Source organism: Brevibacillus choshinensis, assembly GCF_001420695.1.
GTDB lineage: Bacteria > Bacillota > Bacilli > Brevibacillales > Brevibacillaceae > Brevibacillus > Brevibacillus choshinensis.
In genome coordinates, this window is record NZ_LJJB01000007.1 from 737,248 (window position 1) to 763,359 (window position 26,112).

The 26,112-nt window shown below is 48.2% G+C and carries 30 protein-coding genes; 22 read left to right on the plus strand and 8 right to left on the minus strand.

Features of this window, described 5'->3' with window-relative positions; genetic code table 11:
- Window positions 1-73 precede the first annotated feature (73 nt).
- Genes AN963_RS03465 through AN963_RS03475 form a run of 3 tightly spaced genes read left to right on the plus strand, consistent with a single transcriptional unit; the run spans window position 74 to window position 1,018 of the window.
- On the plus strand, window positions 74-553 hold the full coding sequence (locus AN963_RS03465) for a PRC-barrel domain-containing protein (protein WP_055743161.1): 480 nt from the start codon (window positions 74-76) through the stop codon (window positions 551-553).
- Between the two features lie 35 nt (window positions 554-588).
- Window positions 589-795, plus strand: coding sequence for a hypothetical protein (locus tag AN963_RS03470; RefSeq protein WP_055743162.1), 207 nt, complete (start codon window positions 589-591; stop codon window positions 793-795).
- 28 nt (window positions 796-823) lie between these two features.
- Window positions 824-1,018, plus strand: a complete 195-nt coding sequence (locus AN963_RS03475; protein ID WP_236707866.1) for a hypothetical protein — start codon at window positions 824-826, stop codon at window positions 1,016-1,018.
- A gap of 133 nt (window positions 1,019-1,151) precedes the next feature.
- Here AN963_RS03475 and AN963_RS03480 read toward each other — a convergent pair whose 3' ends face one another.
- The gene (locus AN963_RS03480; RefSeq protein WP_055743164.1) at window positions 1,152-1,838 is read right to left on the minus strand and encodes a TerC family protein; all 687 of its coding nucleotides are present in this window, start codon (window positions 1,836-1,838) and stop codon (window positions 1,152-1,154) included.
- A 367-nt stretch (window positions 1,839-2,205) separates the two neighbouring features.
- Between AN963_RS03480 and AN963_RS03485 the strand changes: the two genes are divergently transcribed.
- The 9 genes from AN963_RS03485 (at window position 2,206) to AN963_RS03530 (ending at window position 11,945) form a co-directional block, all read left to right on the plus strand.
- Window positions 2,206-3,270: an AI-2E family transporter gene (locus tag AN963_RS03485; RefSeq protein ID WP_055743165.1), complete on the plus strand. Its 1,065-nt coding sequence runs from the start codon at window positions 2,206-2,208 to the stop codon at window positions 3,268-3,270.
- A 318-nt stretch (window positions 3,271-3,588) separates the two neighbouring features.
- Window positions 3,589-6,237 carry an alanine--tRNA ligase gene (gene alaS / locus AN963_RS03495; protein ID WP_055743167.1) on the plus strand — a complete coding sequence of 883 codons (2,649 nt, stop codon included), beginning with the start codon at window positions 3,589-3,591 and terminating at the stop codon, window positions 6,235-6,237.
- A gap of 113 nt (window positions 6,238-6,350) precedes the next feature.
- Window positions 6,351-6,611 carry an IreB family regulatory phosphoprotein gene (locus tag AN963_RS03500; protein ID WP_007727936.1) on the plus strand — a complete coding sequence of 87 codons (261 nt, stop codon included), beginning with the start codon at window positions 6,351-6,353 and terminating at the stop codon, window positions 6,609-6,611.
- A 10-nt stretch (window positions 6,612-6,621) separates the two neighbouring features.
- Complete coding sequence (gene ruvX, locus AN963_RS03505; protein ID WP_055743168.1) at window positions 6,622-7,038, plus strand: Holliday junction resolvase RuvX; 417 nt, start codon at window positions 6,622-6,624, stop codon at window positions 7,036-7,038.
- Between the two features lie 5 nt (window positions 7,039-7,043).
- Window positions 7,044-7,334 carry a DUF1292 domain-containing protein gene (locus tag AN963_RS03510; protein ID WP_055743169.1) on the plus strand — a complete coding sequence of 97 codons (291 nt, stop codon included), beginning with the start codon at window positions 7,044-7,046 and terminating at the stop codon, window positions 7,332-7,334.
- 156 nt (window positions 7,335-7,490) lie between these two features.
- Window positions 7,491-8,591, plus strand: coding sequence for an endolytic transglycosylase MltG (mltG, locus tag AN963_RS03515; protein ID WP_055743170.1), 1,101 nt, complete (start codon window positions 7,491-7,493; stop codon window positions 8,589-8,591).
- Between the two features lie 71 nt (window positions 8,592-8,662).
- On the plus strand, window positions 8,663-9,328 hold the full coding sequence (locus AN963_RS03520; protein WP_055743171.1) for an O-methyltransferase: 666 nt from the start codon (window positions 8,663-8,665) through the stop codon (window positions 9,326-9,328).
- A 37-nt stretch (window positions 9,329-9,365) separates the two neighbouring features.
- The gene (gene udk, locus AN963_RS03525) at window positions 9,366-10,007 is read left to right on the plus strand and encodes a uridine kinase (protein ID WP_055743172.1); all 642 of its coding nucleotides are present in this window, start codon (window positions 9,366-9,368) and stop codon (window positions 10,005-10,007) included.
- A 108-nt stretch (window positions 10,008-10,115) separates the two neighbouring features.
- Complete coding sequence (locus AN963_RS03530; protein WP_055743173.1) at window positions 10,116-11,945, plus strand: peptidoglycan D,D-transpeptidase FtsI family protein; 1,830 nt, start codon at window positions 10,116-10,118, stop codon at window positions 11,943-11,945.
- Here the strand turns inward: AN963_RS03530 and AN963_RS30050 are convergent.
- Window positions 11,857-12,348, minus strand: coding sequence for a Mov34/MPN/PAD-1 family protein (locus AN963_RS30050; protein WP_083496777.1), 492 nt, complete (start codon window positions 12,346-12,348; stop codon window positions 11,857-11,859). The two genes, AN963_RS03530 and AN963_RS30050, sit on opposite strands and share 89 nt — an antisense overlap.
- 169 nt (window positions 12,349-12,517) lie before the next feature.
- On the opposite strand from AN963_RS30050, the gene AN963_RS03535 reads away from it, so the two are divergent.
- Entirely contained in the window at window positions 12,518-13,582 is a 1,065-nt protein-coding gene (locus AN963_RS03535; RefSeq protein ID WP_055743174.1) for an HD-GYP domain-containing protein, read from the plus strand.
- A 158-nt stretch (window positions 13,583-13,740) separates the two neighbouring features.
- Entirely contained in the window at window positions 13,741-14,307 is a 567-nt protein-coding gene (locus AN963_RS03540; protein WP_055743175.1) for a GNAT family N-acetyltransferase, read from the plus strand.
- Between the two features lie 52 nt (window positions 14,308-14,359).
- Here AN963_RS03540 and AN963_RS03545 read toward each other — a convergent pair whose 3' ends face one another.
- From AN963_RS03545 to AN963_RS03555, 3 genes are all read right to left on the minus strand, one after another.
- On the minus strand, window positions 14,360-14,578 hold the full coding sequence (locus AN963_RS03545) for a hypothetical protein (RefSeq protein WP_055743176.1): 219 nt from the start codon (window positions 14,576-14,578) through the stop codon (window positions 14,360-14,362).
- A 124-nt stretch (window positions 14,579-14,702) separates the two neighbouring features.
- A complete protein-coding gene (locus AN963_RS03550; RefSeq protein WP_055743177.1) occupies window positions 14,703-15,446 on the minus strand; it encodes a PRC-barrel domain-containing protein in 744 nt (247 codons plus the stop codon).
- Window positions 15,447-15,458: 12 nt separating this feature from the next.
- Window positions 15,459-16,625, minus strand: coding sequence for a hypothetical protein (locus tag AN963_RS03555; RefSeq protein ID WP_055743178.1), 1,167 nt, complete (start codon window positions 16,623-16,625; stop codon window positions 15,459-15,461).
- Between the two features lie 248 nt (window positions 16,626-16,873).
- Between AN963_RS03555 and sigK the strand changes: the two genes are divergently transcribed.
- The 4 genes from sigK to AN963_RS03575 all read left to right on the plus strand — a co-directional run bounded on the left by sigK (window position 16,874) and on the right by AN963_RS03575 (window position 19,413).
- Window positions 16,874-17,584 (plus strand): RNA polymerase sporulation sigma factor SigK, encoded by a 711-nt coding sequence (sigK, locus tag AN963_RS03560; RefSeq protein WP_055743179.1) that lies wholly within the window; start codon window positions 16,874-16,876, stop codon window positions 17,582-17,584.
- A gap of 154 nt (window positions 17,585-17,738) precedes the next feature.
- A complete protein-coding gene (locus AN963_RS03565) occupies window positions 17,739-18,164 on the plus strand; it encodes a DMT family transporter (protein WP_055743180.1) in 426 nt (141 codons plus the stop codon).
- Between the two features lie 50 nt (window positions 18,165-18,214).
- A complete protein-coding gene (locus AN963_RS03570) occupies window positions 18,215-18,925 on the plus strand; it encodes a Crp/Fnr family transcriptional regulator (protein WP_055743181.1) in 711 nt (236 codons plus the stop codon).
- A gap of 29 nt (window positions 18,926-18,954) precedes the next feature.
- A complete protein-coding gene (locus AN963_RS03575) occupies window positions 18,955-19,413 on the plus strand; it encodes a DMT family transporter (protein ID WP_055743182.1) in 459 nt (152 codons plus the stop codon).
- Between the two features lie 65 nt (window positions 19,414-19,478).
- Here AN963_RS03575 and AN963_RS03580 read toward each other — a convergent pair whose 3' ends face one another.
- On the minus strand, window positions 19,479-20,156 hold the full coding sequence (locus tag AN963_RS03580; RefSeq protein WP_055743183.1) for an MBL fold metallo-hydrolase: 678 nt from the start codon (window positions 20,154-20,156) through the stop codon (window positions 19,479-19,481).
- A 167-nt stretch (window positions 20,157-20,323) separates the two neighbouring features.
- Between AN963_RS03580 and AN963_RS03585 the strand changes: the two genes are divergently transcribed.
- Window positions 20,324-21,088, plus strand: coding sequence for an SDR family oxidoreductase (locus AN963_RS03585; RefSeq protein ID WP_055743184.1), 765 nt, complete (start codon window positions 20,324-20,326; stop codon window positions 21,086-21,088).
- A gap of 224 nt (window positions 21,089-21,312) precedes the next feature.
- On the plus strand, window positions 21,313-21,813 hold the full coding sequence (locus tag AN963_RS03590; protein WP_055743185.1) for a CarD family transcriptional regulator: 501 nt from the start codon (window positions 21,313-21,315) through the stop codon (window positions 21,811-21,813).
- A gap of 97 nt (window positions 21,814-21,910) precedes the next feature.
- On the opposite strand, the gene AN963_RS03595 is transcribed toward AN963_RS03590, so the two are convergent.
- The gene (locus AN963_RS03595) at window positions 21,911-22,876 is read right to left on the minus strand and encodes a GNAT family N-acetyltransferase (RefSeq protein WP_055743186.1); all 966 of its coding nucleotides are present in this window, start codon (window positions 22,874-22,876) and stop codon (window positions 21,911-21,913) included.
- Between the two features lie 208 nt (window positions 22,877-23,084).
- Between AN963_RS03595 and AN963_RS03600 the strand changes: the two genes are divergently transcribed.
- A complete protein-coding gene (locus AN963_RS03600; RefSeq protein WP_055744431.1) occupies window positions 23,085-24,092 on the plus strand; it encodes an NADP-dependent oxidoreductase in 1,008 nt (335 codons plus the stop codon).
- Between the two features lie 279 nt (window positions 24,093-24,371).
- Window positions 24,372-24,848 (plus strand): Cys-tRNA(Pro) deacylase, encoded by a 477-nt coding sequence (gene ybaK / locus AN963_RS03605; protein ID WP_055744432.1) that lies wholly within the window; start codon window positions 24,372-24,374, stop codon window positions 24,846-24,848.
- A gap of 195 nt (window positions 24,849-25,043) precedes the next feature.
- On the opposite strand, the gene AN963_RS03610 is transcribed toward ybaK, so the two are convergent.
- Entirely contained in the window at window positions 25,044-26,099 is a 1,056-nt protein-coding gene (locus tag AN963_RS03610) for a CapA family protein (RefSeq protein WP_055743187.1), read from the minus strand.
- Between the last annotated feature and the right edge of the window lie 13 nt (window positions 26,100-26,112).

Below are 26,112 nucleotides of genomic sequence, written 5' to 3' on the forward strand. Positions count from 1 at the left end.
TTTGGAACCTTTTGCGTCGGATGACACTCATCCTTTCGCCAGATACTAAAAGGGCGGAAGGGGGATGTCCCACATGCGCAAGGCACTGGATGTAGTCGGCTTGCCTGTCGTTTGCCTGCAAACAGGTGAGACGATCGGTACCGTCCGTGACATTCTTTGTGACTCCACTTGGCATGTACAAGGAATCTTGCTGAGCGAACAGGGCTGGTTCCATCAAGGTACCTACATTCCTACCGAACGGATTCACGCGGTAGGGGAGTCCTGCCTTACCGTATCGGGTAAAGACGCAATCACACCCTTGCCTCATCTCGCCGGTCTGGAACCTGTCGGCTTCGTGACGGGAAAGACAAAACTAAAAGGAAAAGCGGTCATTACCGCTTCCGGAGAACTCCTGGGCAGATTGGAAGACGTTTACTTTTCTGCGAACTGGGAGAAACTAGTAGGGTACGAACTGTCCAATGGCTGGATTGCGGATGTTACAGAAGGGCGAAAACGCCTGTCCGCTCCGCCTTCTGTCATCGTCGGGGAAGAAAACCTGATCGTGCCGGACTAGGTTCGTAGCCAGGCGTGAAAGGGAGGAAAAGCGTGATGCGTGTCATTTGCCCGAATTGCAGTTCCAAAGACGTAGGGAAGATTGGTACCAATCAATACTACTGCTGGAATTGCTTTATAGAGATGAGCGTGACCAACGAGCAGATCGCCTCTGTCTACCAAGTAGAGGAAGATGGGTCGTTGCATTCGCTCAATGATCTGTTTATCGAGGATCAAACGGTTACCGCTCAATTGAATATGTAGCTCTTTTGAGCGACCAAAACAACTGGAGGTGGCACGCTTGATAGTAAGAAGCCTGTTGCGCATCCTAGCCACAAGCGGAATCGTGGCCGTCATCGGATATTTGATGGCTCCACGTCGTCGCAGTCGATTTTCGTTCAACCTGAATCGATTGCCCTTCTCCATGCGCAACATGCAGCGTATGGTGAAAACAGGGCGCAAGCTAATGCGTGCCGTCGCTCGTTAATTTGGAGAATTTGATTGAAAAGCTGACGCCTGTTATTTCGGGGGTCAGCTTTTTTATATGAAAAAACACCTCCTACAGTTTCTGTAAGAGGTGTTTTGTATTTTCTCTATAGCAAAGGGTTAGCTTACAAAGCTTACGATTGTTCTGCCAGTCGTTTTTGCTTCTGACTTTTCATACGACCAGTCAGCAGTACGCCGACCACAACTGCGACAATGAACAACCATTTTACCCAAGGGTATGCTGCAAAGAACGGTGCCAAGAATTTTTCTGAAGTCACCATGCTAGAAGCGGTATACGCCAGAACTGCGGATCCGATGTAGATGACAAGCGGATACCGCTCCATGACCTTCAGAATCATCGTGCTTCCCCATACCATGATCGGAACACTGATGACCAATCCAATGATGACTAACAAGAAGTCACCATGTGCTGCACCAGCGACGGCGATTACGTTATCCAGACCCATTACCGTGTCCGCAACGATGATCGTCCAGATCGCTGCTCCGAGGCTTCCGCTCGCTTTCATGTTCTCATGATTGTCTTCCTGTACCAGCAGCTTCAGCGAGATCCAGACAAGGATCAATCCACCGACGAGCAGCAAACCAGGGATTTTCAGCAACCAGACTACCGCCAAGGTCGCCAGAGCACGTATGACGATTGCGCCGACTGTACCCCAAATGATCGCTTTCTTTTGCTGAGTAGCAGGGAGATTTCGAGCGGCCATCCCGATGACAATCGCGTTGTCACCGGCCAACACTAGGTCAATAACTACAATAGAGAGTAGTGCGGACCAAAACTCAGGGGTAAACAATAGTTCCATTTCTCTTCCTCCTCGTCCTTGGAAAGTAAAAATCCTCCGGCCGTTTTCTTGATACCTCTTATAGTTTGTTTAAAAGGGGGAAAAAGAAAACGACCTTTCCCTGGACAGGCAAAGGTCGTGAAAAAACAGAAAAAGACCTTTACCTGTTAGGCAAAGGTCTTGCTTACAACATTAGGAACATGTTGCCAACATAGCCGGGGATTTCTCCCGTAATGACGACTATGTTGCGAAAAAGCTACTCCCCTTTGGAGATATCCACTTGTATTATCATACTACTTCGAGGATTCCGATGTGTCAATAGGGTACATGTTTTTTGTGTGGCTGAGACACTCTAGTAGATATGGAAGACGAAGGGAGGTCTGTCAGCGTGGATGAACTTCGGCGCAGTCGCTTGTTCGCCGCGGCCATTTGGCTCACGACTCTGTTGATCATTGGCAATCTACTATGGCTGCTCCGACCTGTCTTGACTCAATTGCTTCACTTATTGGAAGAAGTCCTGGTACCTGTTGTGGTCGGCCTCATTATTGCCTACCTGCTTCATCCAATTGTACAGGTATTGGAAAGGCGCAGAGTTCCGCGGCTCATGGCCGTTTTGCTCATTTACGGCTCGTTTGTCCTCATTATTGCGATTGCAGTCGTCAATGCCATTCCGATTTTTACGAAGCAGCTGGTGGAGCTGTCTGATGATTTGCCCCGCCTGTCGGAATGGTACTACAAGTGGATGAGCGAATGGGAAGCCCATAAATACTTTCTGCCAGATAGCATCTCACATGGCGTAGATCGTGTGATTGTCCAGTCGCACGAGCGCATGTCCCACACCGTCACACAACTAGTGAACAACGCGCGCAATTCAGTCGGGAAAGTTCTCGCCTATGCCGTTGTCCCATTCATCGCTTTTTATTTGTTGAAAGACATGAAGGAGCTGCATGAAGCGGGGATGTCGATCGTTCCCCGAGCCTACCGCAAACAAGTACTCTCTGTCTTACGGGATATTAACGAATCGCTAGGAAACTACATACACGGACAGATGATGGTCGCTCTGATCGTTGGTGTATTTGCCTATCTGGGCTACTGGTTGGTCGGGATGCCATATCCATTTGTCCTCGCGACCTTTGTCTGTTTGACGAACATTATTCCCTATATCGGCCCACTGATCGGAGCGGCACCGGCAGTCGTCGTTGCATTGACCATCTCAACTAAAATGCTTCTGTTTGTGCTCGCGGTCAATATCGTCATCCAGGTGGTAGAGGGGAACATTCTTTCTCCGAACATCGTCGGCCGTTCCCTGCACCTTCATCCACTACTAATCATCATGGCATTGCTGGCAGGGGAAGCCATTGGGGGGATCATCGGCCTGATTGTTGCGGTCCCTGTTCTGGCCGTATGTAAAGTCATTATCAGCCGAGTAGCTTTGATGATGCATGAAAGTTGACAGTGATCGCCAAAAAAATTTATAATACGAACAAAGCAATACTGGATATGATCAATGAGGGAACGAGTATGTTGCAGACCTTCTACAGAGAGGACGCTCCATGGTTGAGAGAGCGCCCAGAAGAAGTGCGACAGAAGGCTACTCCTAAGACCGGGCAAAAACCGGCGGCTTGGCACCGTTAAAGGCCGCAAAGCGACAGGCATTGGCTGGATGAGATGCAGCACAAGCCTGTAAGCAGGGTGGTACCGCGAGAAAAAACAGTTCTCGTCCCTGAGGGGATGGGGGCTTTTTTTATTTTTTCTTTAGAGGAGAATGTAAATGAAGAAACTGACAGGCAATCAAATCCGCCGCATGTTCCTGGACTTCTTTGTAGAAAAAGGACATCGCATTGAGCCTAGCGCTCCCTTGGTTCCAATCGACGATCCTTCCTTGCTGTGGATCAACAGCGGTGTAGCGACCCTCAAAAAGTACTTTGACGGCCGCATCATTCCAGATAATCCACGTATCACCAACTCGCAAAAATCCATTCGTACCAACGATATCGAAAACGTAGGACACACGGCTCGCCACCAGACGTTTTTCGAGATGCTGGGGAACTTCTCTATCGGTGACTACTTTAAAGAAGAAGCAATCGAGTGGGCATGGGAGTTTTTGACCAGTCCAAAATGGATCGGCTTTGATCCAGAGCTGCTTTCTGTCACCATTCACCCGGAAGACGATGAAGCATTTGAATACTGGAACAAAAAGATCGGTGTTCCTGCAGAGCGCATCGTGAAGCTGGAAGGCAACTTCTGGGATATTGGTGAAGGGCCAAGTGGTCCGAACACGGAGATTTTCTACGATCGTGGCGAAGCGTTCGGGAATGATCCAAGCGATCCTGAGCTGTACCCAGGTGGCGAGAACGAACGCTATCTGGAAGTGTGGAACCTGGTGTTCTCCCAGTTCAACCACAACCCAGACGGCACTTACACGCCACTTCCTAAGAAAAACATCGATACCGGTATGGGTCTCGAGCGCATGGCTTCCATCATTCAAGAGGTGGACAACAATTTCGAAACAGACCTGTTGTTCCCGTTGATTGAAGAAACCAGCAAGATCTCCGGTGTGCAATACAAAACAAGCCCGGAAATGGACGTTGCTCTGAAAGTGATCGCTGACCACGCTCGTACAGTCGCATTCGCAATCGGTGACGGCGCATTGCCTTCCAATGAAGGCCGTGGTTATGTCATTCGTCGCTTGCTGCGCCGTGCCGTACGCATGGGTAAAAAGCTGGGCGTGGAAAAACCATTCCTGTACAGCCTGACCGAAACAGTCGGTACCATGATGGGCGAGTTTTACCCAGAAGTGGTACAAAAACGCGAATTCATCGAAAAAGTCATTCGTGCGGAAGAAGAGCGTTTCCACGAGACTTTGAACGATGGACTGGCAATCCTCTCCGAAATGGTGAAAAACGCGAAAGCAGAAGGCAAAACACAATTGTCCGGTCAAGATGTGTTCAAAATGTACGATACGTACGGATTCCCTGTTGACCTGACGGAAGACTTTGCAGATGAGCAAGGCCTGACTGCTGATCGTGATGGCTTTGAAAAAGCGATGGAAGAACAGCGTGAGCGTGCCCGCGCAGCTCGTCAAGATGTGGACAGCATGCAGATCCAGGGCGGTCCTTTGTCCGAGCTGACGGTTACGAGTCAATTTGTTGGTTATACTGAATTGGTAGCTACAGGTAAAGTAGAAGCGATCATTTTCGAGAACCAACTGACTGACGAAGCAGAAGAAGGTCAGACTGTGCAAGTCGTTCTGAGCCAGACGCCATTCTATGCAGAGAGCGGCGGACAGATCAATGACGAAGGCTATCTGATTTCTGATTCTGTCAAAGCACGTGTATCAGACGTACAAAAAGGTCCTAAAGGCCAAAATGTTCACTCTGTTACAGTAGAAGCAGGTACTCTGCGCAAAGGCGATGAAGTCCGTGCAGAGGTGAACCGTGAAGCGCGACTGGCCATCACCAAAAACCATACCGCGACACACTTGCTGCATCAGGCATTGAAGGATGTACTGGGTACCCACGTCAACCAGGCGGGATCGCTGGTAGCTCCTGAAAGACTGCGTTTTGACTTCACGCACATCAGTGCGATCACGGTAGAAGAGCTGGAGCGCATCGAAGCGATCGTCAATGAAAAAGTGTGGGAAAACCTCACTGTTGAGATTTCGAACAAAGCATTGGCAGAAGCAAAAGCGATGGGTGCAATGGCGTTGTTCGGCGAAAAATACGGAGATGTCGTGCGAGTCGTAAAAGTAGGCGATTACAGCTTGGAACTGTGCGGTGGTTGCCACGTGAGCAACACAGCGGAAATCGGGCTGTTTAAGCTCGTGAGCGAGAGTGGAATTGGTGCGGGCACGCGCCGCATCGAGGCTGTTACAGGTCGCGGTGCTTATCAGTTCCTGAACCAGCAATTTGCTACGCTAAAAGAAGTCGCACACGCTTTAAAAGCACCTGTGATTGCGGAAGCTCCAGCACGTGTGGAAGGCCTGCAACAGCAATTGAAAGAAGCTCAGCGCGAAAACGAATCACTGCGTGCCAAACTGGGTAACATCGAGGCGGCTTCCCTGACTGATCAATTGCAACAGGTAGATGGTATGAATGTACTGGCTGCTCGCGTCTCGGCAGTCGATATGGATAATTTGCGTGGCATGGTAGACGAGCTGAAAAACAAACTCGGCTCAGCTGTCATTGTTCTCGGTGCAGTAGATGGTGACAAGGTAAACCTCGTAGCAGGGGTGACGAAAGACCTGATGGATCAAGGCGTCCATGCGGGTAAGATCATTAAAGAGGTTGCAACACGTTGTGGTGGAGGCGGTGGCGGTCGTCCAGACATGGCGCAAGCAGGTGGGAAAGATCCATCCAAGCTGCAGGAAGCACTCGATGCAGTTGCTGAGTTCGTGAAAAGTCAAGCGGTGGCGAAATAACACACTGCCGGACGATAAATTTGCGAAATCGACAAGGAGTAGGGTCGAGAGAAGTCGAATACAATTGGTAGCAAGTAGGGTCAGAAGTCTCAAACGAAATCGAGGTGTTGATTGTGAGTTCGTTGGATAATACCATGAAGTTCACGGTGCCAAAGGAAGCGAATGCGGCGGATGTGCAAGAGACATTGACAGAGGTGTACAAAGCCCTGCAGGAGAAAGGATACAACCCGATCACCCAGATCGTCGGTTACTTGCTTTCTGGCGACCCGGCGTTTATCCCACGCCACAACAACGCGCGCAGCCTGATTGGCAAATTGGAACGGGACAAAATCATAGAAGAGTTGGTGACCGTTTACTTGTCAGAGCGCAAGTAAGCCTGTAGACATGACAAGATTATTGGGATTGGATGTTGGCGATAAAACAATTGGTGTAGCGGTTAGCGACGAGCTCGGTTGGACTGCCCAAGGGGTAGAAACGATCAAGCGACAATCCAAGGAAAAGGATTTTGCTCGCCTGCACGAGTTGATTGCACAATATCAGGTCGGCGCAATTGTTGTAGGTCTGCCGAAAAACATGAATGGTACAATCGGCCCGAGGGCGGAAATGTGCCAGGCATTCGGCAAGCTTTTAGAGGAACGAACGTCTCTTCCTGTCCACATGTGGGACGAACGGCTGACGACGATGGCAGCGGAGCGTATGTTGATCTCCGCTGACGTCAGTCGTCAAAAACGCAAGACAGTAATAGACAAAATGGCGGCCACATTAATCCTGCAAGGATATATGGACGCGAAATCGAGGTGACCACGATGAGTGAAGAGATGATTGAGGAGTTCGAAGTGGGCGATGTGATTGCCCTGACAGAAGAAGGTACCGAGGAGCCGCGTGACTTCCGGATCATGTACATTTTTGACATTGAAGACCGCAGCTATCTGGTATTGGTACCCGTTGACCAGGAAGAAGAAGAAGAGTATGAGGTTCACTTCCTGCGTTACGATGGCACGGACATGCTGCAACCAATCGAGGACGACGAAGAGTGGGAGCAAGTGGAAGCCACATTCGAGACGCTGATTGCTGATTTGGAGAAAGACGGTATTTAAAAGGATGGAGAGGGGACCCTATTAAGGGTTCCTCTTTTTTTGTTCAACATGATTCGTGCTTTTTTCCTAAAATATCCTACACAGTGACAAGGTAGACAACCCTCCTGTATAATGATTAGGATCGAGAGAAGAGACCCTAAAGGGAGGATTTCGAACTTGAAACCCATGTCAGTGAAGCCTGATCGTCAGGCGGATCGACCTGTTGTCATGCGACGCAGACGAGGCGGAGGCCTTTTCCGCTGGATTGTCGCTCTCTTTTTGCTGATGGTAGTGGCTGTTGGGGGAACGGCCCTGTATGTCTATCAGCAATTGCAGCCGGTCGAAGGTGCACAAGCCGCCAAAAACGTAATCATCCCGTCAGGTTCATCCGTACGGGAAATCGGACGCTTGCTGGAAGATGCAGGATTGATCCGAAATGCAGACATGTTCAGCTATTATGTGAAGTATAAAGGTGTTGCCCCCGACCTTAAAGCAGGGGAATACCAGTTTACAACCGGACAAGCGATCGATGCTTTGCTGCTGGATATGACGGAAGGAAAAACGATTGTCAGTGCAAAGCGATTTACCATACCTGAGGGCTGGAACATCGAGCAAATCGCCGACCATTTGGACAAGGAAGGCATTGTTGAGAAAGCCGCTTTCTTGAAGGAAGTCGATCAAGGTGCATTTCCAGAATACCCGTTTGTCGCACAGATTCCTGCCAGCAAAGAGCGCATGCACCGACTGGAAGGATATTTGTTCCCCGAAACGTATGAAGTGAAGAAAGAAGCAACGGCTCATGACGTCGTGTCGAAGATGCTGGCTCAGTTTCAGAAGGAATGGCAGCCTGAGTGGACGAACGAGCTGAAACAAAGAAAATTGACAATGGACGAGGCTGTCAATCTCGCGTCGATCGTAGAACGAGAAGTGACAGTCGACAAGGAAAGACCATTGGTGGCGGGAGTCTATTACAATCGAATCCGAGATAAATGGCCGTTGCAGGCGGATGCCACCGTGCAATTTGTACTGGGCAAGCAGCGGGACCGCTTGACGTTTGAAGATCTAAAGGTAAAGAGTCCGTATAACACGTACACGAATCCGGGACTTCCACCAGGACCGATCGCCAATCCGGGCAGAGCATCCCTCGAAGCGGTGGTAAAACCAGCCAAGCATGACTTCTTTTTCTATGTAACGAAAAAAGACGGGACATTCGAGCACTACTTCTCTCGTACACTGGAGGAGCACAACGCGAATAACGAGAAAAGCAGAGGAAACTGACCAAGGTTTCCTCTGTTTTTGTGTAAGAGGTATGCTATAATAATCCGGTTGCAAGATAGAGGAGTGAAAAGATGATTACCAATCCGGCCATAGATGACTACGTGTCGGGACTGGTTCCCGAGCGTTCTCCGCTACTTACACGCCTGGAGCAGGAGGCGGCAGCGGAAAATATTCCGATCGTTCAGCTTCCCTCTGCGCAAGTCATGCGGATGCTCTTGTTGTTGCATCGTCCGACAGCCATACTCGAGGTAGGAACGGCGATCGGCTACTCTACCATCTGGTTGGCAGAGGCGGCTCCAGAAGCGCGTATCGTCACGATGGACATTGACGAGGATCGACTCGGACGCGCACGTACCAATATCACAGAAGCAGGGGTTTCAGAACGTGTCGAAATCCTGTTGCGGGATGCTACATTGGGACTGCCAGATTCTTATCAATTTGACTGTTTGTTTATTGATGCGGCCAAGGGCCAGTATCGGGCTTTTCTCGATCTATATCTTCCTCTGCTACGTGAAGGTGGATTAGTGATAAGCGATAATGTGTTGTTCCGCGGGCTGGTTGCGACACCGGACGAGGCTACAAAACGTCAGCGTCCGATGATAGAAAAGCTGCACGCCTACAACACTCTCTTAATGGAGCACCCGGAACTGGAAACTACCATGATTCCGGTAGGTGACGGCCTCGCTGTCAGCCTGAAAAAGAAGAAATCAGACACAACGCTCGAATCCGAGGTATAGATTGCCTGGATGCCAAATAGGGAAGGGGTTATGAGGCATGCGCAACCCCGTATTGATTGGGGTAGCTGGAGGCAGTGGATCTGGAAAGACGACCGTCGCCAGAGAATTGTTTCGCCAGTTTCAAAATGATAGTGTGACAATGATTGAGCAGGATTCCTATTACAAGAATCAGGACCATCTGAGTATGGAAGATCGTTACTGTACTAACTACGATCATCCTCTGGCATTTGATAATGATCTGATGCTGTCCCACTTGCAGGATTTGCTACAAGGAAAGGCTATTGAAAAGCCGATCTACGATTTCAAGCTGCATACGAGAAAAAAGGAAACAATCCGGATCGATCCCAAGGATGTCATTATTCTGGAAGGGATGCTGATCTTGGAAGACGAGCGTATCCGCGATCTGATGGATATTAAAGTATTCGTCGATACGGATGCTGATGTACGGATCGTACGACGGATCGCTCGCGATATCGAAGAACGAGGTCGTTCCCTAGATTCCGTAGTCAGTCAGTATCTAAATGTCGTGCGGCCGATGCACCTTCAATTTATCGAACCGACCAAGCGCTACGCGGACGTCATCATTCCAGAAGGTGGCTACAATTTGGTTGCTCTCGATCTGCTGTCTACGAAGATCAGCAACATCTTGCTCGAAAAGCAACAATTGGCCAATACGTAATCAATTTAACTCTGCACGCCGCGTTTGTCGGCGTGTTTTTTTGTTTGGCTCGTTTTCCTCCCTCTGATTCGGGCAATACTGGCTAAAAAAGCCAGGGAGGGAAATTCCATGCAACTGGAACGACGATTGAAGCGGCGACACTTTCTGGTCTTGCTCGGAATGACGCTGGTCTGGATCGGATTGATTGCACGGCTGTGGTGGATCCAGTTGGGAGCGCCTCATCGCTTTACCAAGCGCGGCATTGATTTGGTAAAGAACGCCGTTAAACAACGACAGCAAAGTATCATGCTCCATAGCGGGCGTGGTGATATACGGGATCGCAACGGATACGCCTTTACAGGTGAAGAGCATCGAGCGCTCATTCTCTTTCCATTGGCACGCGGAAGTCTGGAGGGAACAGATGGAATGGCTCGCGTAGCAGAGGTCGTTTCCCAACCAAAGGAACGTCTGGCAGAGATCATGGAAAAAGCAAAAGCCCCACTATTCTTGCGTAAGGATGACGGACGGCTTGTCGTGCTCACGGAGCGCCAGGCAGAACAAATAAATGCACTCGCGATTCCTGGTATCGTAGCTCTGGCAGTAACCGAGAGGTATCGCCAGGAAGAGGTAGCCAAGCATGTCATCGGCTTTATCAATCAGAATCCTGATTTGGTGCAATCTCTTTATCCGGATGAGTGGGAAAGTGGAAAGATGAATGCGGACAGTATGATTGGTGCTTCTGGGCTGGAGCGCAGCTTTGATCGATTCCTGCAAGGCGTGGAACCGTCGATCCTGTCCTACTATGTGGACGGACAAGGAAAACCGCTGCGTGGCCTCGATATCCGTTACTCGAAGCAGGATAACGAGTACTATCCGCTCTCGCTCACCACGACACTGGATGTGTCCATACAGCGAAGCATGGAACGAATAGCAGATGAGGTAGGATTAAAGCAAGGGAGCATCGTCGTATTGGACGCACAAACGGGAGATGTGCGCTCGATGGTAAGTCGACCCATTTACGATCAGACCAAGGTGGACCTGACTACAGACTATTGGAAAAACAGAGCAGCGAAACAGCTACCACCGGGTTCTATTTTTAAGACCGTCGTTGCCGCAGCGGCTCTGGCAGAAGGAGTCGTTTTACCCACAGATCGTTTTACCTGCACAGGTGAATATGGCAAGTATCATTTTTCTTGTTGGAAAAAGGAAGGACATGGCAGTGTGACGATGGAGGAAGCGTATGCCCAATCCTGTAATATCGCATTTGCACAGATCGCCAATCGAGTGGGCGGTGAAAAGCTGGAAGAATATGCGCGGCGCTTGGGCTTGTCCGAACAGGTGGGGCATGTTACCTCTCATTTATTTAAGCTCGATGGCTTTAAGCAGGTAGATGGGGAAGAGCGAGGGGCGATATTCTCCCAAGGGGTATCCCGCCAAGACGAAGGCGTCCTGATTCAGACGGCGATCGGTCAGCGGGATGTACGGGTGACCCCCTTGCAAGCGGCGAATATGGTCGTATCTATCTTACGAGGAGGCCAGCCGCTACAAGTCCGTCTGGTCCATGAAATTAATTATCGCAATGGTCAAGCATTCTATCAATTCCCCATGCAGACTCTTCCTGTTCAAGGGATTGATTACGTCACAGCAAATAAACTGCGAAAAATGATGAGGAAAGTGGTGACAGATGGTACGGGTCTAGCCCTGAGTGGCGCTCCGTGGGAGGTGGCTGGCAAGACAGGGACCGCACAAACTGGGGGAGATAATCAATCGTTGAACCACCTTTGGTTCATTGGTTATGCACCTTTTGATCAACCTCGGTATGCCATTTGCGTCGTCGCAGAAAATCAGCAGAGTTGGGGAAAAAATCAGGCTACAGAGATGTTTCGCCGCGCGGTTGATGAACTTGCCGATCAAACAACTCAATCTTCCCAACCTCACGCAGGGAATTCCCCAGAATAAAGCCTCTAGCCTGCACCTGATTCTGCTTCCCCAAGCCGACAATCAGCATGAGCGGTGAAGGGGAAGTGTATATGGATTGCGTGGCTTTTTCCAAAATGGTTTTCTTGTCACCTTTACTGGGTGAAAGCCGTTTGATCGTATGACTATGCCAATCACCGAGGTATTGCCATTGACGAGTCTTGCTCAATTTGCGAACGAGCTTGCCTAAATGTCCGTCGTCAAAATAGACGGACTTGGGATGCTGGATGGCCTTTGGACCAGGCTCACTCGCATAAGTAACGACCCATCGATTATTATCCATGGGATAGCCCATCATCACCCCTCCGGTTTCGACCGAGGGGTCTTTTCTTACAGCTGACTCGATCTGTTTCCAAGCTTTCGGAGTGATGTACAGAATCGTCATGAGACGGATGTCCCTCCTTGAATCACCTATCGCTACGCCTTTTATCATATGTAACAGGATGGCAGAACGTCCCCCCTGGGTATAAAGTTTAGAATTATCTCAAAAAATAGATTGTAACTGACATCCTTCCTTTCTATAATTTAGAAAAAGAGTGTGAAAGGTTGATCCTATGTCTTTGGCACCAGTAGACAATTCCTTAGTGGGAAGAATGCTAGCCGTAGATCTTTATACGGATAATGGTATCTTGCTTCTTCCTCAAGATACGATCATTACGTCTGCACATGTACAACTGCTGCAAAAACAGCGAATTTGGGAAGTGGAAGTGCAGCAGCTTCTCTCAGAGGGGACAGGCGAGCAGATTACGACCCAACTCCTGGAGCTGGATGCAGATGAAGAGACGATAGCTGCTTATGTACAAGCGCTGGACAAGACCCGCTCGTTATTCGATCAGGTCAGCCAAAATGGGACGCCACACTTGGAGCAATTCTCGGACATTTTTTGTGAGGTGGCGGAGCAATCCATGAAGCAATTGGGATTGTTTCGTTCTCTATACGTACTGGAAGGGGCAGACAGCTACACCTATCGGCATTCATTGAATGTGGGCATTCTCTGTTCCCTGATAGCTCGCTTGATGAAATGGAGTGAAGATCGCATCACCTTTATGGGTACGGCTGGCTTTCTTCATGATTTGGGCAAAATGAAGGTACCCAAGGAAATTCTTCTCAAGCCAGGAAAGCTGACTGAGGAAGAATTTACACAGGTGCAGAAGCATACGATATACGGCTACGAAATGATTAAAGAGATGGTAGGCGGCTCAGAACTGCTTGCTTTATGTGCGCTGCTCCATCATGAGAGACTGGACGGAACGGGATATCCGGAGCGCCGCAATGGGAACGATATTCCTATCGAATGTCAGGTGCTGGCGATCGCGGACATGTTTGATGCGATCTGCTCCGACCGTGTCTATAAAGAAAGGACATCTCCTTTTGAGGCAGCACAGCTCCTCTGGAAGGAAGCTTGCAACGGCAAGCTGAACATCGAGATCGTCTCCCAGTTCGTTCGCTATATTGCCTTGCTCTACGTAGGGGCACGTGCTCGTTTGAGCAATGGTGAAGAGGTGGAGGTCATTTTGATTCATCAGGATGAGCCGATGCGTCCATTGGTGCGACGGAGTGGAGAATTTGTTGACCTGCGCTATGAGCGTAAACTGACGATCGAGAAAATGATTGGATAAAAGAAGGATTAAAACGAACCGCTCCAATTGAGAGCGGTTTCATTATTGATGTTCTGTGAACGATGTCGCGTACGTCTCGACCCATGCAGAGGATTGTGACACAATGTAGATGAGAACGCTAAGAGGACGCCACCCGTGGACACAAGGAGGACATTTACATGATACGCAAGGCAACCCCTACGGATGCAGACTTTGCAGCGCCGCTCATCTATGAAGCGATTGGAGACGTTGCGCACACACTTACCGGGACAGCAGAGGCAGATGTGGCCATTCGTGTCATGAGCGAATTTTTTGCTCAAACGGGCAACAGGCTCAGCTACGAGAATGCTGTTATCGCTATGGATAAGGACAAGCCAATTGGTTTGGCACTGTTTTACCATGGGAGCCAGACAGACAAGCTGGATAGCCCTTTAGTAGAACATGTAGAACGAGAAACCGGAAAAACTCCCCATATTGTCAAAGAGGCACGAGACGACGAGTTTTATCTGGATACTGTCGTCGTTCGAGGGGATTACAGAGGAAAAGGGATTGGCAAAGAGCTTTTGCGAGCTTTTGAAAAAGAAAGTGAGCGAAGAGGGCATGACAAAATCGCCTTGCTGGTGGATGAAGAAAACCACCGGGCTCGCAAGCTGTATGAATCCATCGGCTATCAACAGGACGGAACGATCATGTTGAGTGGGCACCTGTTCAGCCATATGGTCAAAAATTTAGCTGTAATGGTTTAATAAAAAACCGTTTCCTAAAGGGATTTCTCTTCGTCCCCAGGGAGCGGTTTTTTTACTGTTTTGGACGATCCCTCTCTTCTTCCAGAGCCGCTACACGCTTTTCCAGAGCTTTGATCGATTGTTGATTCCATTTATTTCGACTCCCCATTCTTTTGGTACACTCCACAATCAGAAGAATGACGGCAATTAGAAAGCCAAAAAACAAGAGAAAGAATAGTAATTGAACCGCGAGTGTACCCCATTCGATTGAGACTGCTCCAAAATCAAGCATCGAGGACCTCCTAAATGAATTTCCATTATTTTACCAATAACTACAATCAAAAAAAGACCTCGCTGGCCAATTGCCTGAATGGGCGAACGAGGTCTTAGGGATATACGGGTAATGGTGGAAGGATCTACTCTGCCGCTTTCAAAGCCAGCTCTAATGCTTTGTTGCTTCCCATTGCTTTTGTTTGATTGACGATCTCTGCGGTAATGACAGAGCCTTCTGCGGCAATGAGTTCTCCGGAAGGGTCATACAAATTTGCAGACAAAGTTTTTCCGATTAATTCTTCCAGGTCTAACTCGTCAACTGCAGAAGACACCGGTTCTTGTGCGATCGTGGTTTCTTCTATTGCTGCTGGTTCAGTCTCTATCTTTTCATTGCGGAAAGCTTCGTCGGAAACAAGTGGCTGGTCGCCTTCATCGGAAATGACGGTGATTTCCTTGCCAAATGTAATGACGGCTGCTTCTGGCAAAACGGATGGAGCGTCAGGCTTATCCAGAATACAACCCAAAATTTTTCCTGTCTCGGGATCAAAGTAGTACTCGGAGATTTGTCCCAGATGATGACCTTTTCGAGAGATGATGCGTGTTCCTTTGATTTGGATATTTTTGCTCAACAGCTCATTAGCAATCGGGATGTCCGCCAGATCAATGACTGCACTTTCCGAATCAATGGTGACAGCGTAGTCACCTAGCCCCTCTACGAGTTTGAACGGCACAGCTTTGATCCCAAAATCCCATTGATCGTTTTGGACGATAATAAATTCAATGCTCCGCAGGTCCGGGTTGATGACGAAGTTTTTGACCTTGCCGATTTCTTTTCCTGCAAAAATGCTGATGATTGGTTTGCCTAATACTTCTTTACTCTGTTTCATATCGTTGCTCCTCTAATGAAATGGGATGGCTGTAGAATGTTCATTGTTGCTCGCAAACAACGAGCGAATATGTGCAATTACTTTTTGATGGATGGAAGGAGGAACGAGCGACCAGGACAGGTTCCGTTTATTTTCGATCTGCAGCTGCTGGATCAGTTCTTCCAGGTAGGAAATTTGTCTGGTAAATTCTTCTCGTTTTTTAGAAGACAGAGAAGGGGTCTCGTTCAAGCATTTCTCCAATACGGAGATGCTTTCTTCATACAAACCCATTTCGTTTAAGACTTGAACCAGCTGACGGCTCAATATGTAGGTTGCCATCGCCGGGGGATTATAGGTCAGAGCCTCCCGGAGTGATTGATACGCACGCAGATAGTCGCCTTGCTGCAGTGCCTGTTCTGCATTTGCGGAAAGGGTTTGGATGCGATTGCGTTCTTCCGGTAAGATCGTGTTGTCTACTTTGGGTGTCTGTGCCTCTGGATGAACGTGCACTGCTTGAACTGCCTCTACATGAGCTTCTTCTGCCTGAACTTCCTCAGCCTGAATGTATTCTCCATGCACTTCCTCTACATAAGCTTCCACTGAAGGCTCCAAGATGGGCTCGTTTTGGACAGGCGCAGCTTCTTCTGTACCCTTGAGAATTTCGGAGGCTTCGTTGACCACCTCTACCTCTTCTAACAACGCGTGCATCTGAATATCCGGCTGTTCGGCAGGGCGAGAAACTTCTAGCTTATCACTGTCAGTAACAGAAACATCCGTCACATCATATGTATCCTGCTGAAGCTCGATAGGGAGTGTTTCAACAGGTGCGGAGCCGATGGGCGCCACGGCTACTTCCAGGACAGGTGACGGGAGAGGAGCAGCGGCAGATTTTTGAGTTGGCGTTACAATCTGGGGCTGTTCCGACTTTAGCGCCAGCTCAAAATGCTGTTCGATTTGTCGATCCTCTCGTTTTTGTAGGAAGATAACTGAGATCGCGACACCCAAAAAAATCAATAATGCGAGGCTGACTGTCCATCCGATCCCAATACTGGAGGCACTGGAATACCCAACCAAGCCAGCACTGGCAAAGGCAAGGATCAGAGTGAACATGCTCCGCAGTTTAGGAAAATGAATACGGGTGTAAAAGAAAATCAGGACGAGCAAAAGTGCCGCCAGTCCGATTATTTCGGAAGCATTCATAAGAATCACCCTGCACTAGTTTGATGGGATAGTCAGACGAAATGGACTGCAATGATGAAAGATTCTATAGGCGTCCCATCCTTTCGTGGTAGGTTTTCGCAGGTCTTTATATATATTATCGGCAATCAATTGTGTAAACGTTATGGGAAAGGTAAGGATTGCACTGTCCTTTTTGGCGTACATGCACATATAGGCTACCGCCCACATAAGCATAGGAGTAAGCTATCCCAGACGTGGAGGTGGCAGCCATGTCCAGCATTATTGCGGCACTTTCGTTAGTATTCAAAGAGCTCCTGATGTTCGTGGCTTATGTCAAGAACAACGCATTTCCTCAACCACTCCCTGACACGGAAGAAGAAAAGTACTTACGTCTGATGGCAAAAGGCGATCCGTACGCTCGCAACAAGCTGATCGAGCATAATCTGCGACTGGTCGCCCACATTGTCAAGAAATTCGAAAACACCGGTGAAGACAGTGAAGACCTCATCTCCATCGGAACGATCGGATTGATCAAAGCGATCGAGAGTTACCAGGTGGAAAAAGGCACCAAGCTGGCTACCTACGCAGCGCGTTGTATTGAAAATGAAATCCTCATGCATCTTCGCAGTTTGAAAAAGACCAAGAAGGACGTTTCGTTGCACGACCCGATTGGAACTGACAAAGAAGGGAACGAAATCACGCTGATTGACGTTCTCGGTACAGAAACAGATGAAGTAGTGGATGCGGTGCAGCTCAAGCTGGAGTCCAACAAGATTTATCAGCACATCCACATTCTCGATGATCGGGAAAAAGAAGTGATTATCGGCAGGTTTGGCTTGGATCAGGATAAAGAAAAGACGCAGAGGGAAATTGCTCGTGAGCTGGGCATCTCGCGTTCGTATGTATCTCGGATTGAGAAGCGAGCTCTGATGAAGCTGTTTAATGAGTTTTACCGAACGAAGCAGACACAGAATCGTTAGCGTGGAAAGCTGAACATGTTAGCCAGGAACTGCGAGATCGGCACGAGGTAGTGTGCCAGTCTTGCGGTTTTTTGCTTGTTGAGGACATATGTCCTTCCTCCAAAATCGTTTCTGTCCTTTAATAAAGGAAAAAGCAAGTGGAGGGAACAACAATATGAAAGGGAGTCTTTTTGCGTTAGCAGGAGGGGCGTTTCTTACCCTACAGGGAGTAGCAAACGCACGGATCAGTGCTAGCATAGGTACATGGCAAACAGCAACGATTACTCAGTTCACCGGATTCGTGGCGGCGTTGTTGATTCTGCTGCTTGTCCGTGATGCAAAATGGCGAGGCTTCCGACAAGTAAAGCCGTTGTATTTGATTGGGGGGGCATTCGCGGCCATCATTATATTCAGTAATATCACGGCAATTCAACAGATGGGAGTTACGCTTACCGTATCAGCCCTGCTCATTTCCCAGCTTTGTCTGACCTTTGTGATTGACAGTAGAGGCTGGCTTGGAGTAAATAAGCAGAAGATGCGCCTGCCGCAGTTTATTGGCATCGCAATGATGATCGCCGGTGTGGTGATACTAAAGCTATAATACGACTGAGATCGGACGGCACAGAGGCTAGAGGTAGAGGTGAACGCATGATGAAAGAAATCTTAGATCGGGATCAGCTGCATCATTATTTACAAGCTCACCAAATGGAATCGGTCTTTAATGATCAACTGAAACCACATTTGTCGCTCTATAGCTTTGAGCAAGGAGAGCTCGTCTGTTCCCAAGGGGAAGTTCCGCAAAATTTGTATGTGCTGTTAAAGGGGAAGCTGAAAGTGTACACCACTTCGGTGGAAGGAAAAACATTGATTCTTTCCTTCAAAACACCGCTCGAACTAATCGGGGACATTGAATACGTCCGGGGAACCGACATTGTCAACACGGTAGAGGCTGTATCTCCTGTCCTGATGCTAGGTGTTGCACATCGCTGGTTACACAAATACGGCAAAGGTGATCCACAGTTGCTGCAATTTCTCCTGGACCACATCACGCGAAAATTTTACGTGAAATCGACGACCATGAGCTTTAATCTGATGTACCCGGTGGAAGTGCGATTAGCAAGTTATTTGCTCGCGGTTTCTTTTGACGATACGGATGCTGAGCTAAACGGACAATTGAACGCAACGAGCATGATGGACGCTGCTAATTTGCTTGGAACCAGCTATCGACATCTGAATCGAGTCCTTCAGCAGTTTTGTACTGACGGATTGGTCGAGCGCAGCAAAGGATTCATCTTGGTGAAAAACGCTGAAGGATTGCGTGCGATGGCACATCACAATATTTATGAATCACAGCCAGACTAAAGACAGGAGAATAGGAGTGAGGAACAACGATGGTAATCGGCATGGGATTGGCATTGCTCGCGGGTTCGTTTATCAGTTTGCAAAATATATTCAATAGTAAGGTGAATGAACGTGTGGGTTCGTGGGCGACGACTGCATTCGTGTTAGGGATGGGATTCCTGGCTTCCATGACGATGGGGTTGTTCTTTGAAGGGAAGGGACTGTTTGTCTTGCCACATATGCAGCCATGGTTCTGGTTTAGCGGATTGATCGGGGTGGGCGTAGTGACTTGTATGGTGCAGGCGATCCGACGTCTAGGTCCTACATTTGCGATCTCGATCGTGTTGACATCCCAGCTCGGATTTGCCCTCTTGTGGGACTCTCTGGGGTGGTTAGGGCTAAACAAGGTTCCTTTTACCTTGCATCAATTGCTCGGTGTACTCGTGATCGTCGGCGGTATTCTTGTCTTTAAACTAGGAGGGGCACGGGAGACCCAGAGAATGGCCTAAAACGATAAGAGCGAAGAAACCAGTCTTCACACAAAAGGGGTGTGAGACTGGTTTCTTCGTCGTGCTTAAACGGGAGTGCTTTCAATGATTTCCAATAAACGCTCCTTGATGCCGCCTGTGCAGACTCCCCCGTGATACGCGATTACGGTCTCGATTTCCAGGTCCACCAGTTTGGCTAACGATTGTAAGGCTGTCGCTTTGTCAGGGGTAAAGTCGGGATTGAACGGCATGAGTACACCTTCTTGAGCTGTGAGTGCATCACCCGAGATTAATGTTTTACTAGGGATGTGGTACAGCGAAATGTGATCAGGAGAATGACCTGGCGTATAAATTACTTGGATCCCACCACAGTAGGGGAGGATATCTCCATCTTGGAGGATTTGATCGACTTTGACAGGAGGAACGAGAGCACCGCTCTTAATCAGAGGAGTTTCTCCAGCAAGGTAGGGAATAGCAACCTCGTGAGCACACACTTGGATAGCTCCATCAAAGGCTTCGACAATCTCAGGCAGACTGCCAATATGATCTCGATCTTGATGTGTAATGATGATTTTTTTCAACTTTTGAAATGGAATAGATTCTTGTTCGACCACACTCTTGATTACATCGAGTTGTCCGGGAATACCCGTATCCACGAGAATGGCCTCGTTTTCATCCCACAGCAATCCTGTATGGACAACGAACAGTCCACCCTCCACCTTCATCTCAAGTTTGATGACTTTGATTCCTTCACTTGCGTACATCGCTGTCGCCTCCACCATTTCATTAATTGCCGACCATTACTTCACCATGTGAACAACAAAATCCTTTTCTCCTCGACAGTTTCCAGTGAATGGGAGAGCAACATTTCAAAATTCACTCTGTGATAAAAAGGAATGTGTAAGGAATGAAAAAATGAGGAGATGAGTATATGGCTACGTTGGCAGGAAAGGTTGCACTCGTGACAGGAGCAAGCAGAGGAATTGGTCGCGAGATTGCATTGCGTCTGGCAAAGGAAGGGGCATTGGTGGCGGTTCATTATGGTAAAAATCGAGATGCAGCGGAAACGGTTGTACGGGAAATAAAGAGCACTGGCGGGTCCGCATTTGAGATTGGTTCGGATTTGCTATCCGTACAAGGTATCCACGGTTTATTTGAGGAGATGGATCGATTGCTTCAAGAACTCACGGGAGGAAAGCAGTTTGATATATTGGTGAACAATGCAGGAATTGGCCAGTATGCTACGATCGAGGAGACGACGGAAGAGTCCTTTGATGAAGTGATGAACCTTCATGTAAAGGCTCCGGTTTTTCTCATTCAGCAAGCGTTGCCACGAATGAGAGAGGAAGGGAGGATCATCAATATATCCTCAGCTGTCACGAGGATTGCGTTTCCCAATCTGTTCGGTTACAGCATCTCAAAGGGCGCGATCAACACCGTAACATCTAATTTAGCGAAACATCTCGGACCGCGTAACATCACTGTAAATGCGATTTTGCCGGGAATCATCGATACAGACATGAACACAGCAACGTTGCAAGATCCTGATGGGCGTCATTTCGCTGCGAGCCTCTCCACATTTGGAAGGTGGGGGCAACCGGGTGACGTAGCGGATATCGCAGCTTTTCTAGCCTCGTCCGATAGTCGGTGGATAACAGGGCAATTGATTGATGCAAGTGGAGGGTCCCATCTGTAAGTCACATGTACAAAAAGTCAGTCTACAGCACGTTTTACCGTGTTTTGTAGCTGGCTTTTTCTTTAGGGAACTGGCTAGTTTTCTAAGTAGGGGAAACAATACACTTTTAGTAAAATTATTCAAAGAAAAATATTGACTTGAAATAAAATCTTATGATAATATAAATATTTTTATTCTTGAAAGTGTGTTATAATGAATGAGTTGGAAGTAAAGGAGGTGGACGTATGTTTCAAGTTGGAGACAAGATTTTTTATCCTATGCATGGTGCAGGCATCATTGAAGCCATGGAGGAGAAAGAGTTTCTCGGGGAAAAGCATCTCTATTTTGTGTTGCACATGTTGTTGAAAGAGCTCGACATCATGGTTCCTGTTGAAAAAATGTCCGCTCTGGGAATTCGCAGTATTGTAGATGGACAGACATTGGAACAAGTATTTGCTGCTTTCCATGAGAGGGAACCAGACCTGTCGGTGAACTCAGCGCAACGCTTAAAAATGAACACAGAGAAGTTGAAAAGTGGCGATATTTACGAAGGGGCAGAAGTGATTCGCGATTTACAATTCATTAGCAGAAACAAGGTGCTGGGTACGAGCGATCGAATCATGTTGGACAACGCAATGTTAAACTTGATTAGCGAGATCGAACTCGTGCGAGAACTGGATCGTGAAGAAGCGACTGAGCTATTGAGACGGATTATCTCCGAAGAAGCTGTCAATGTGGCTCCGTAATAGACATAGGCAGACAGCAAGTATACAGATGAACTTTATAACTTCATGAATAAGGGCAGGGTGTGATTGCATAAACAATCCCACCCTTTTTTGCTTTTTAGCCAAAGCTACGGAAACGATATTCGCTGCGCTGGGCAAAAAGGTGGAAGCCTGCTCGCAAAAAGGCGTTCGCCATCGGTTGATTTTGTAAATCGGTGTCTGTGCGAATACAACTTTCGCCAGCTTGAACGAGTGAGAACAATCCCCGGTTCAACAGTAAATCGACATACCCGCGCCCTCTGAATTCGGGAAGCACACCAATGTAGCCAATCGTCGCAAAAGTGGGACTTCTTGTAGGGATGATGAATCCGATCAGTTGATCATCTGGTGTATAGGCGAGCTCCCACCAGTCAGGTTCATAAGACATACCTTGCAAATCTTGGTAGATCTCTTGTGCTTGCGAGAGGGGGCCATACTCTGCACGTTCCTGCGCAATCTGACGGTCCAGTGTAGACGCAGAGCCACGCATGATTGCGTCAATAAAAGCAATTTCACCTACTTCAGACAAGCTACGATAAATAACACGCTCATCCATATGAGGCAAAACGTTTGGAGCAGAAGTGATGCCAGGATTATTCTTCCACTCAAACCGCGATGTTTCCCTTTGTAGGTGAAATCCGAGATTGCCCAAAATCTTTTGTCGCTGTTCTGCATGGTCCTGCCAATGCGGCGCCATCGCGGGAGAGTCCAAAACATAACCGAGCTGTTGGACACCCATCTGTCGGCAAGTCACAAGCAGATGCTGCCACAGAAGCTCAGCGAGTTCCGAGCCGTTCTCATCTTCCCAAGGAAGATCCAGCAGAACGATATCAGAAGGGCTGTCTTTTCCTGGCAATGTCCAAAAAGCGACACGTCCGATCCCCACCCCTTCTCTCTCCAAAATAAAGCACCATTCTGGACGCATGGCACCTTTTGTGAACATTTCTTGGACATAATCAATGATTGACTGATGTCGATGGGTGGGGGTGGAGACTGCTGCAAACGCATGGAGCTCATGCACAAAAATGGGGCGAAATGTAATCATCCTTCAATCTCTCCTTTTGTGTGATGCTTGGAATAAACAGCATGAGAGTCACCCCTTTCAGTTTATATGTAACCCATCAATTTTATTTTGGTGGTTACGATGTCATTTTACAGAGAAAAATACTTCCAGTCAATCTCGTTCTTTCCAATTACAATAAGGGAAGAATATGGGAAGTGAAAATGTCTTGGAAACGAAGGGAGAAATGCTTATGACGCAGGAGACTAGCAAGCGTATTATTTTGGCAAAACGTCCCGTTGGTATGCCTACTATCGAGGATTTTCAGTTTGAGGAAGGTCCATTGCCTCAACCGGGAGAAGGGGAAGTGCTCATCCGTACCTCGTACCTGTCTGTCGATCCTTATATGAGAGGAAGAATGAACGATCGCAAGTCTTACGTGCCACCGTATGAACTGGGAAAGGTCATCTTGGGTGGAGCTGTCGGTGAGGTGATCCTGTCACAAGCGGATGAATTCCAGGTGGGAGATATCGTTGTTGGCAATCTCGGATGGCAGACACATGCCGTGGCAAAGGCAAATCAATTGAAGAAAGTAGACGAACAGCTCGCACCTATCACGACTGCGCTTGGAATTTTGGGAATGACAGGACTCACAGCCTATTTCGGACTGCTCGATATCGGTCAGCCAAAAGCAGAGGAAACCGTCGTGGTCTCGGGTGCAGCAGGAGCAGTAGGAACGGTAGTAGGCCAGATTGCCAAAATCAAAGGCTGCCGAGTGGTTGGAATTGCGGGTTCAGATGCTAAAATTCGTTATTTGATCGATGAGTTGGGGTTTGATGCAGCCATTAACTACAAAGCAACTGATCGAAGGGCTGTATTAGCAAAAGAATGCCCGAATGGCGTGGATGTGTATTTCGATAATGTAGGTGGGGAAATTTCTGACGATGTCATGTTACTGTTGAACAAGCATGCTCGGATTCCCATTTGTGGGCAGATCGCTCTGTACAACATGACGAAGCCAGACTTTGGTCCGCGCATGCAATCACAGTTATTGATAACGAGCTCGTTGATGAAAGGGTTTATCGTCAGTGATTACCTTCAGCGATTTGAGGAGGGAGCGATTCAATTAGCTGAGTGGGTAAAAGAAGGGCGACTGAAGTATCGTGAGCAGATTGCTGAAGGATTTGAAAACACGGTGGATGCATTTCTTGGGCTATTTACCGGAGAAAATCTGGGAAAACAACTGGTCCGAGTCAAGTAAACAGCGAGTACAAACGATTCGTGAGAGGTATGCATTCGCGTGTAGAATGTGTACCTTTTTTCTTGTGATTTAGAGCTGACTCCTACAGAAATGGCAAAGCTGACACTTCAGCTCACAGCATCGTACAAGAATGACCCAAGTGCGCTGCTCCAGGAGTTTTTTTACAGCCGGATCAGTATCAGCCGTATCTAGGAGAGAACGTTCTTTTGCAATCAGGCCATTTTCCTTATAATGAGGGGAATCATGAAATGGAAAAATGGACGAGTAGAGGAGATAACCATGAAGCAAGGAAAAACGAACGCAATGCGCATACTGGACAAAGAAAAAATGGATTACACGATGCTGACATATACGACGGATGACGGCAAAATCGATGGAGTATCCGTCGCACAAAAAATCGGAAGAGAAAAAGGCGTTGTCTACAAGACGTTGATTTCCCAAGGGGCTAGCAAGGTGTACTACGTTTTTGTGATTCCCGTCGAATCAGAGCTAGACTTGAAGAAGGCAGCGAAAGCAGTGAATGAGAAGAAAGTAGAGATGATTCCAGTCAAAGACATCACGGCCGTGTCAGGGTATATTCGTGGAGGCTGCTCGCCGATTGGGATGAAAAAGATGTACCCGACAGTTATCGATGAGAGTGCCCAATCATTAGAAGTGATCATCGTGAGTGGTGGGAAAATCGGTGTGCAAATCGAACTCCCCATCGGAAATTTGGCAAAGGCGACAAAGGCTTCGTTCGCTGACGTAGCAACTTAAGTGATGGTTGAGGTTGGCCGACTGGACGCTTGTGATGGGATGGTTGCCTGCTTTACATACGAAGTACACATAAGAATCGTTCTACACCGGGTACGAGGATGGATAAGAGGTGTTTATGGCAGGTAGTGGTATGTAGGAAAGAAAAGAAAAGGAGCGTGCAAATACACGCCCCCTGTTCTTATACAAAATGGCTTCTTACAAAAAACGGCTTCCGATGATCTGAGTCGCGCGGTTCCACAGCTGCTTTAATCTCCTTCGACCACGAAGTGTCAGGTGCTTGTCTGGTCTTCTCAAGTAGGCTCTCATTGGGATGACACGAAATTTGGGTCGCCCACCAGAGAAAAAGCGTTGAGAATAAGTAGGGACGACATTAATGCCGATGATCGTCGTCTCACCCTTTTCGTCCTTTTCCACAGTAAACTGCAGAATGGCACCACATTGCGACTGATCAAACGTCAGCATTTTCTCTGATGTGAAATTTCCTAACGAATAAGCGACGAGTGTGCGTTTCTTCCTGCCATCGGTTGTTGCAATGATCGGCGTAACCACAGGCTGCAGCACATGAGGGTGTGCGCCGAGTATGACATCCGCCCCACGGTCCAAAAGGCTCTGAGCGAGAATGCGTTGTTTTTGCGTGGGAGCAAAGCGAAACTCTACGCCAAAATGAAGGCAGACGATCAGTAAGTCGACTTGTGGGCGCAACCGGAAGATTTCCTGTTCGATTACAGCTTGATCGAGCAGATTGACGAGCCATGGTGAGTCTTGAGGAACTTGCTGCTTATTGGTTCCATAGGTGTACGCCAGTATGCCAATTCGTATACCTTTTACCTCCCGGATGAGAAAGGACGATGCTTCTTGTTGATTACGGTATGTCCCCGTATGAGCGATCTGGTGTTGATCGAGTAGATCGAGTGTACGGAGCAGACCAGAGGGTCCTCCATCTAGACAGTGATTATTGACAGTCGTCAGTACGTCAAATCCTGCCTGTCGCAAATCACTCGCCAGCTCATCTGGACAATTAAACCGGGGAAAGCCTGTGCGAGCCGACCCAATTTGATAGGGTTGTGTCCTACCGGAAAAGGTCGTTTCCAAATTGCCGATTGTCAAATCTGCACCCTGTAAGAAAGAAGCGACAGGAGCGAACATGTCTGCAAAGGAATAGTGTTCCGTTCCGGGTATTTTCGCAGAATCGACCTGTTCCCTCCACATCAGAATATCGCCTACCGCGGCAATCGTAGCTCTGTGATTCATAGGCTTCCCCCCT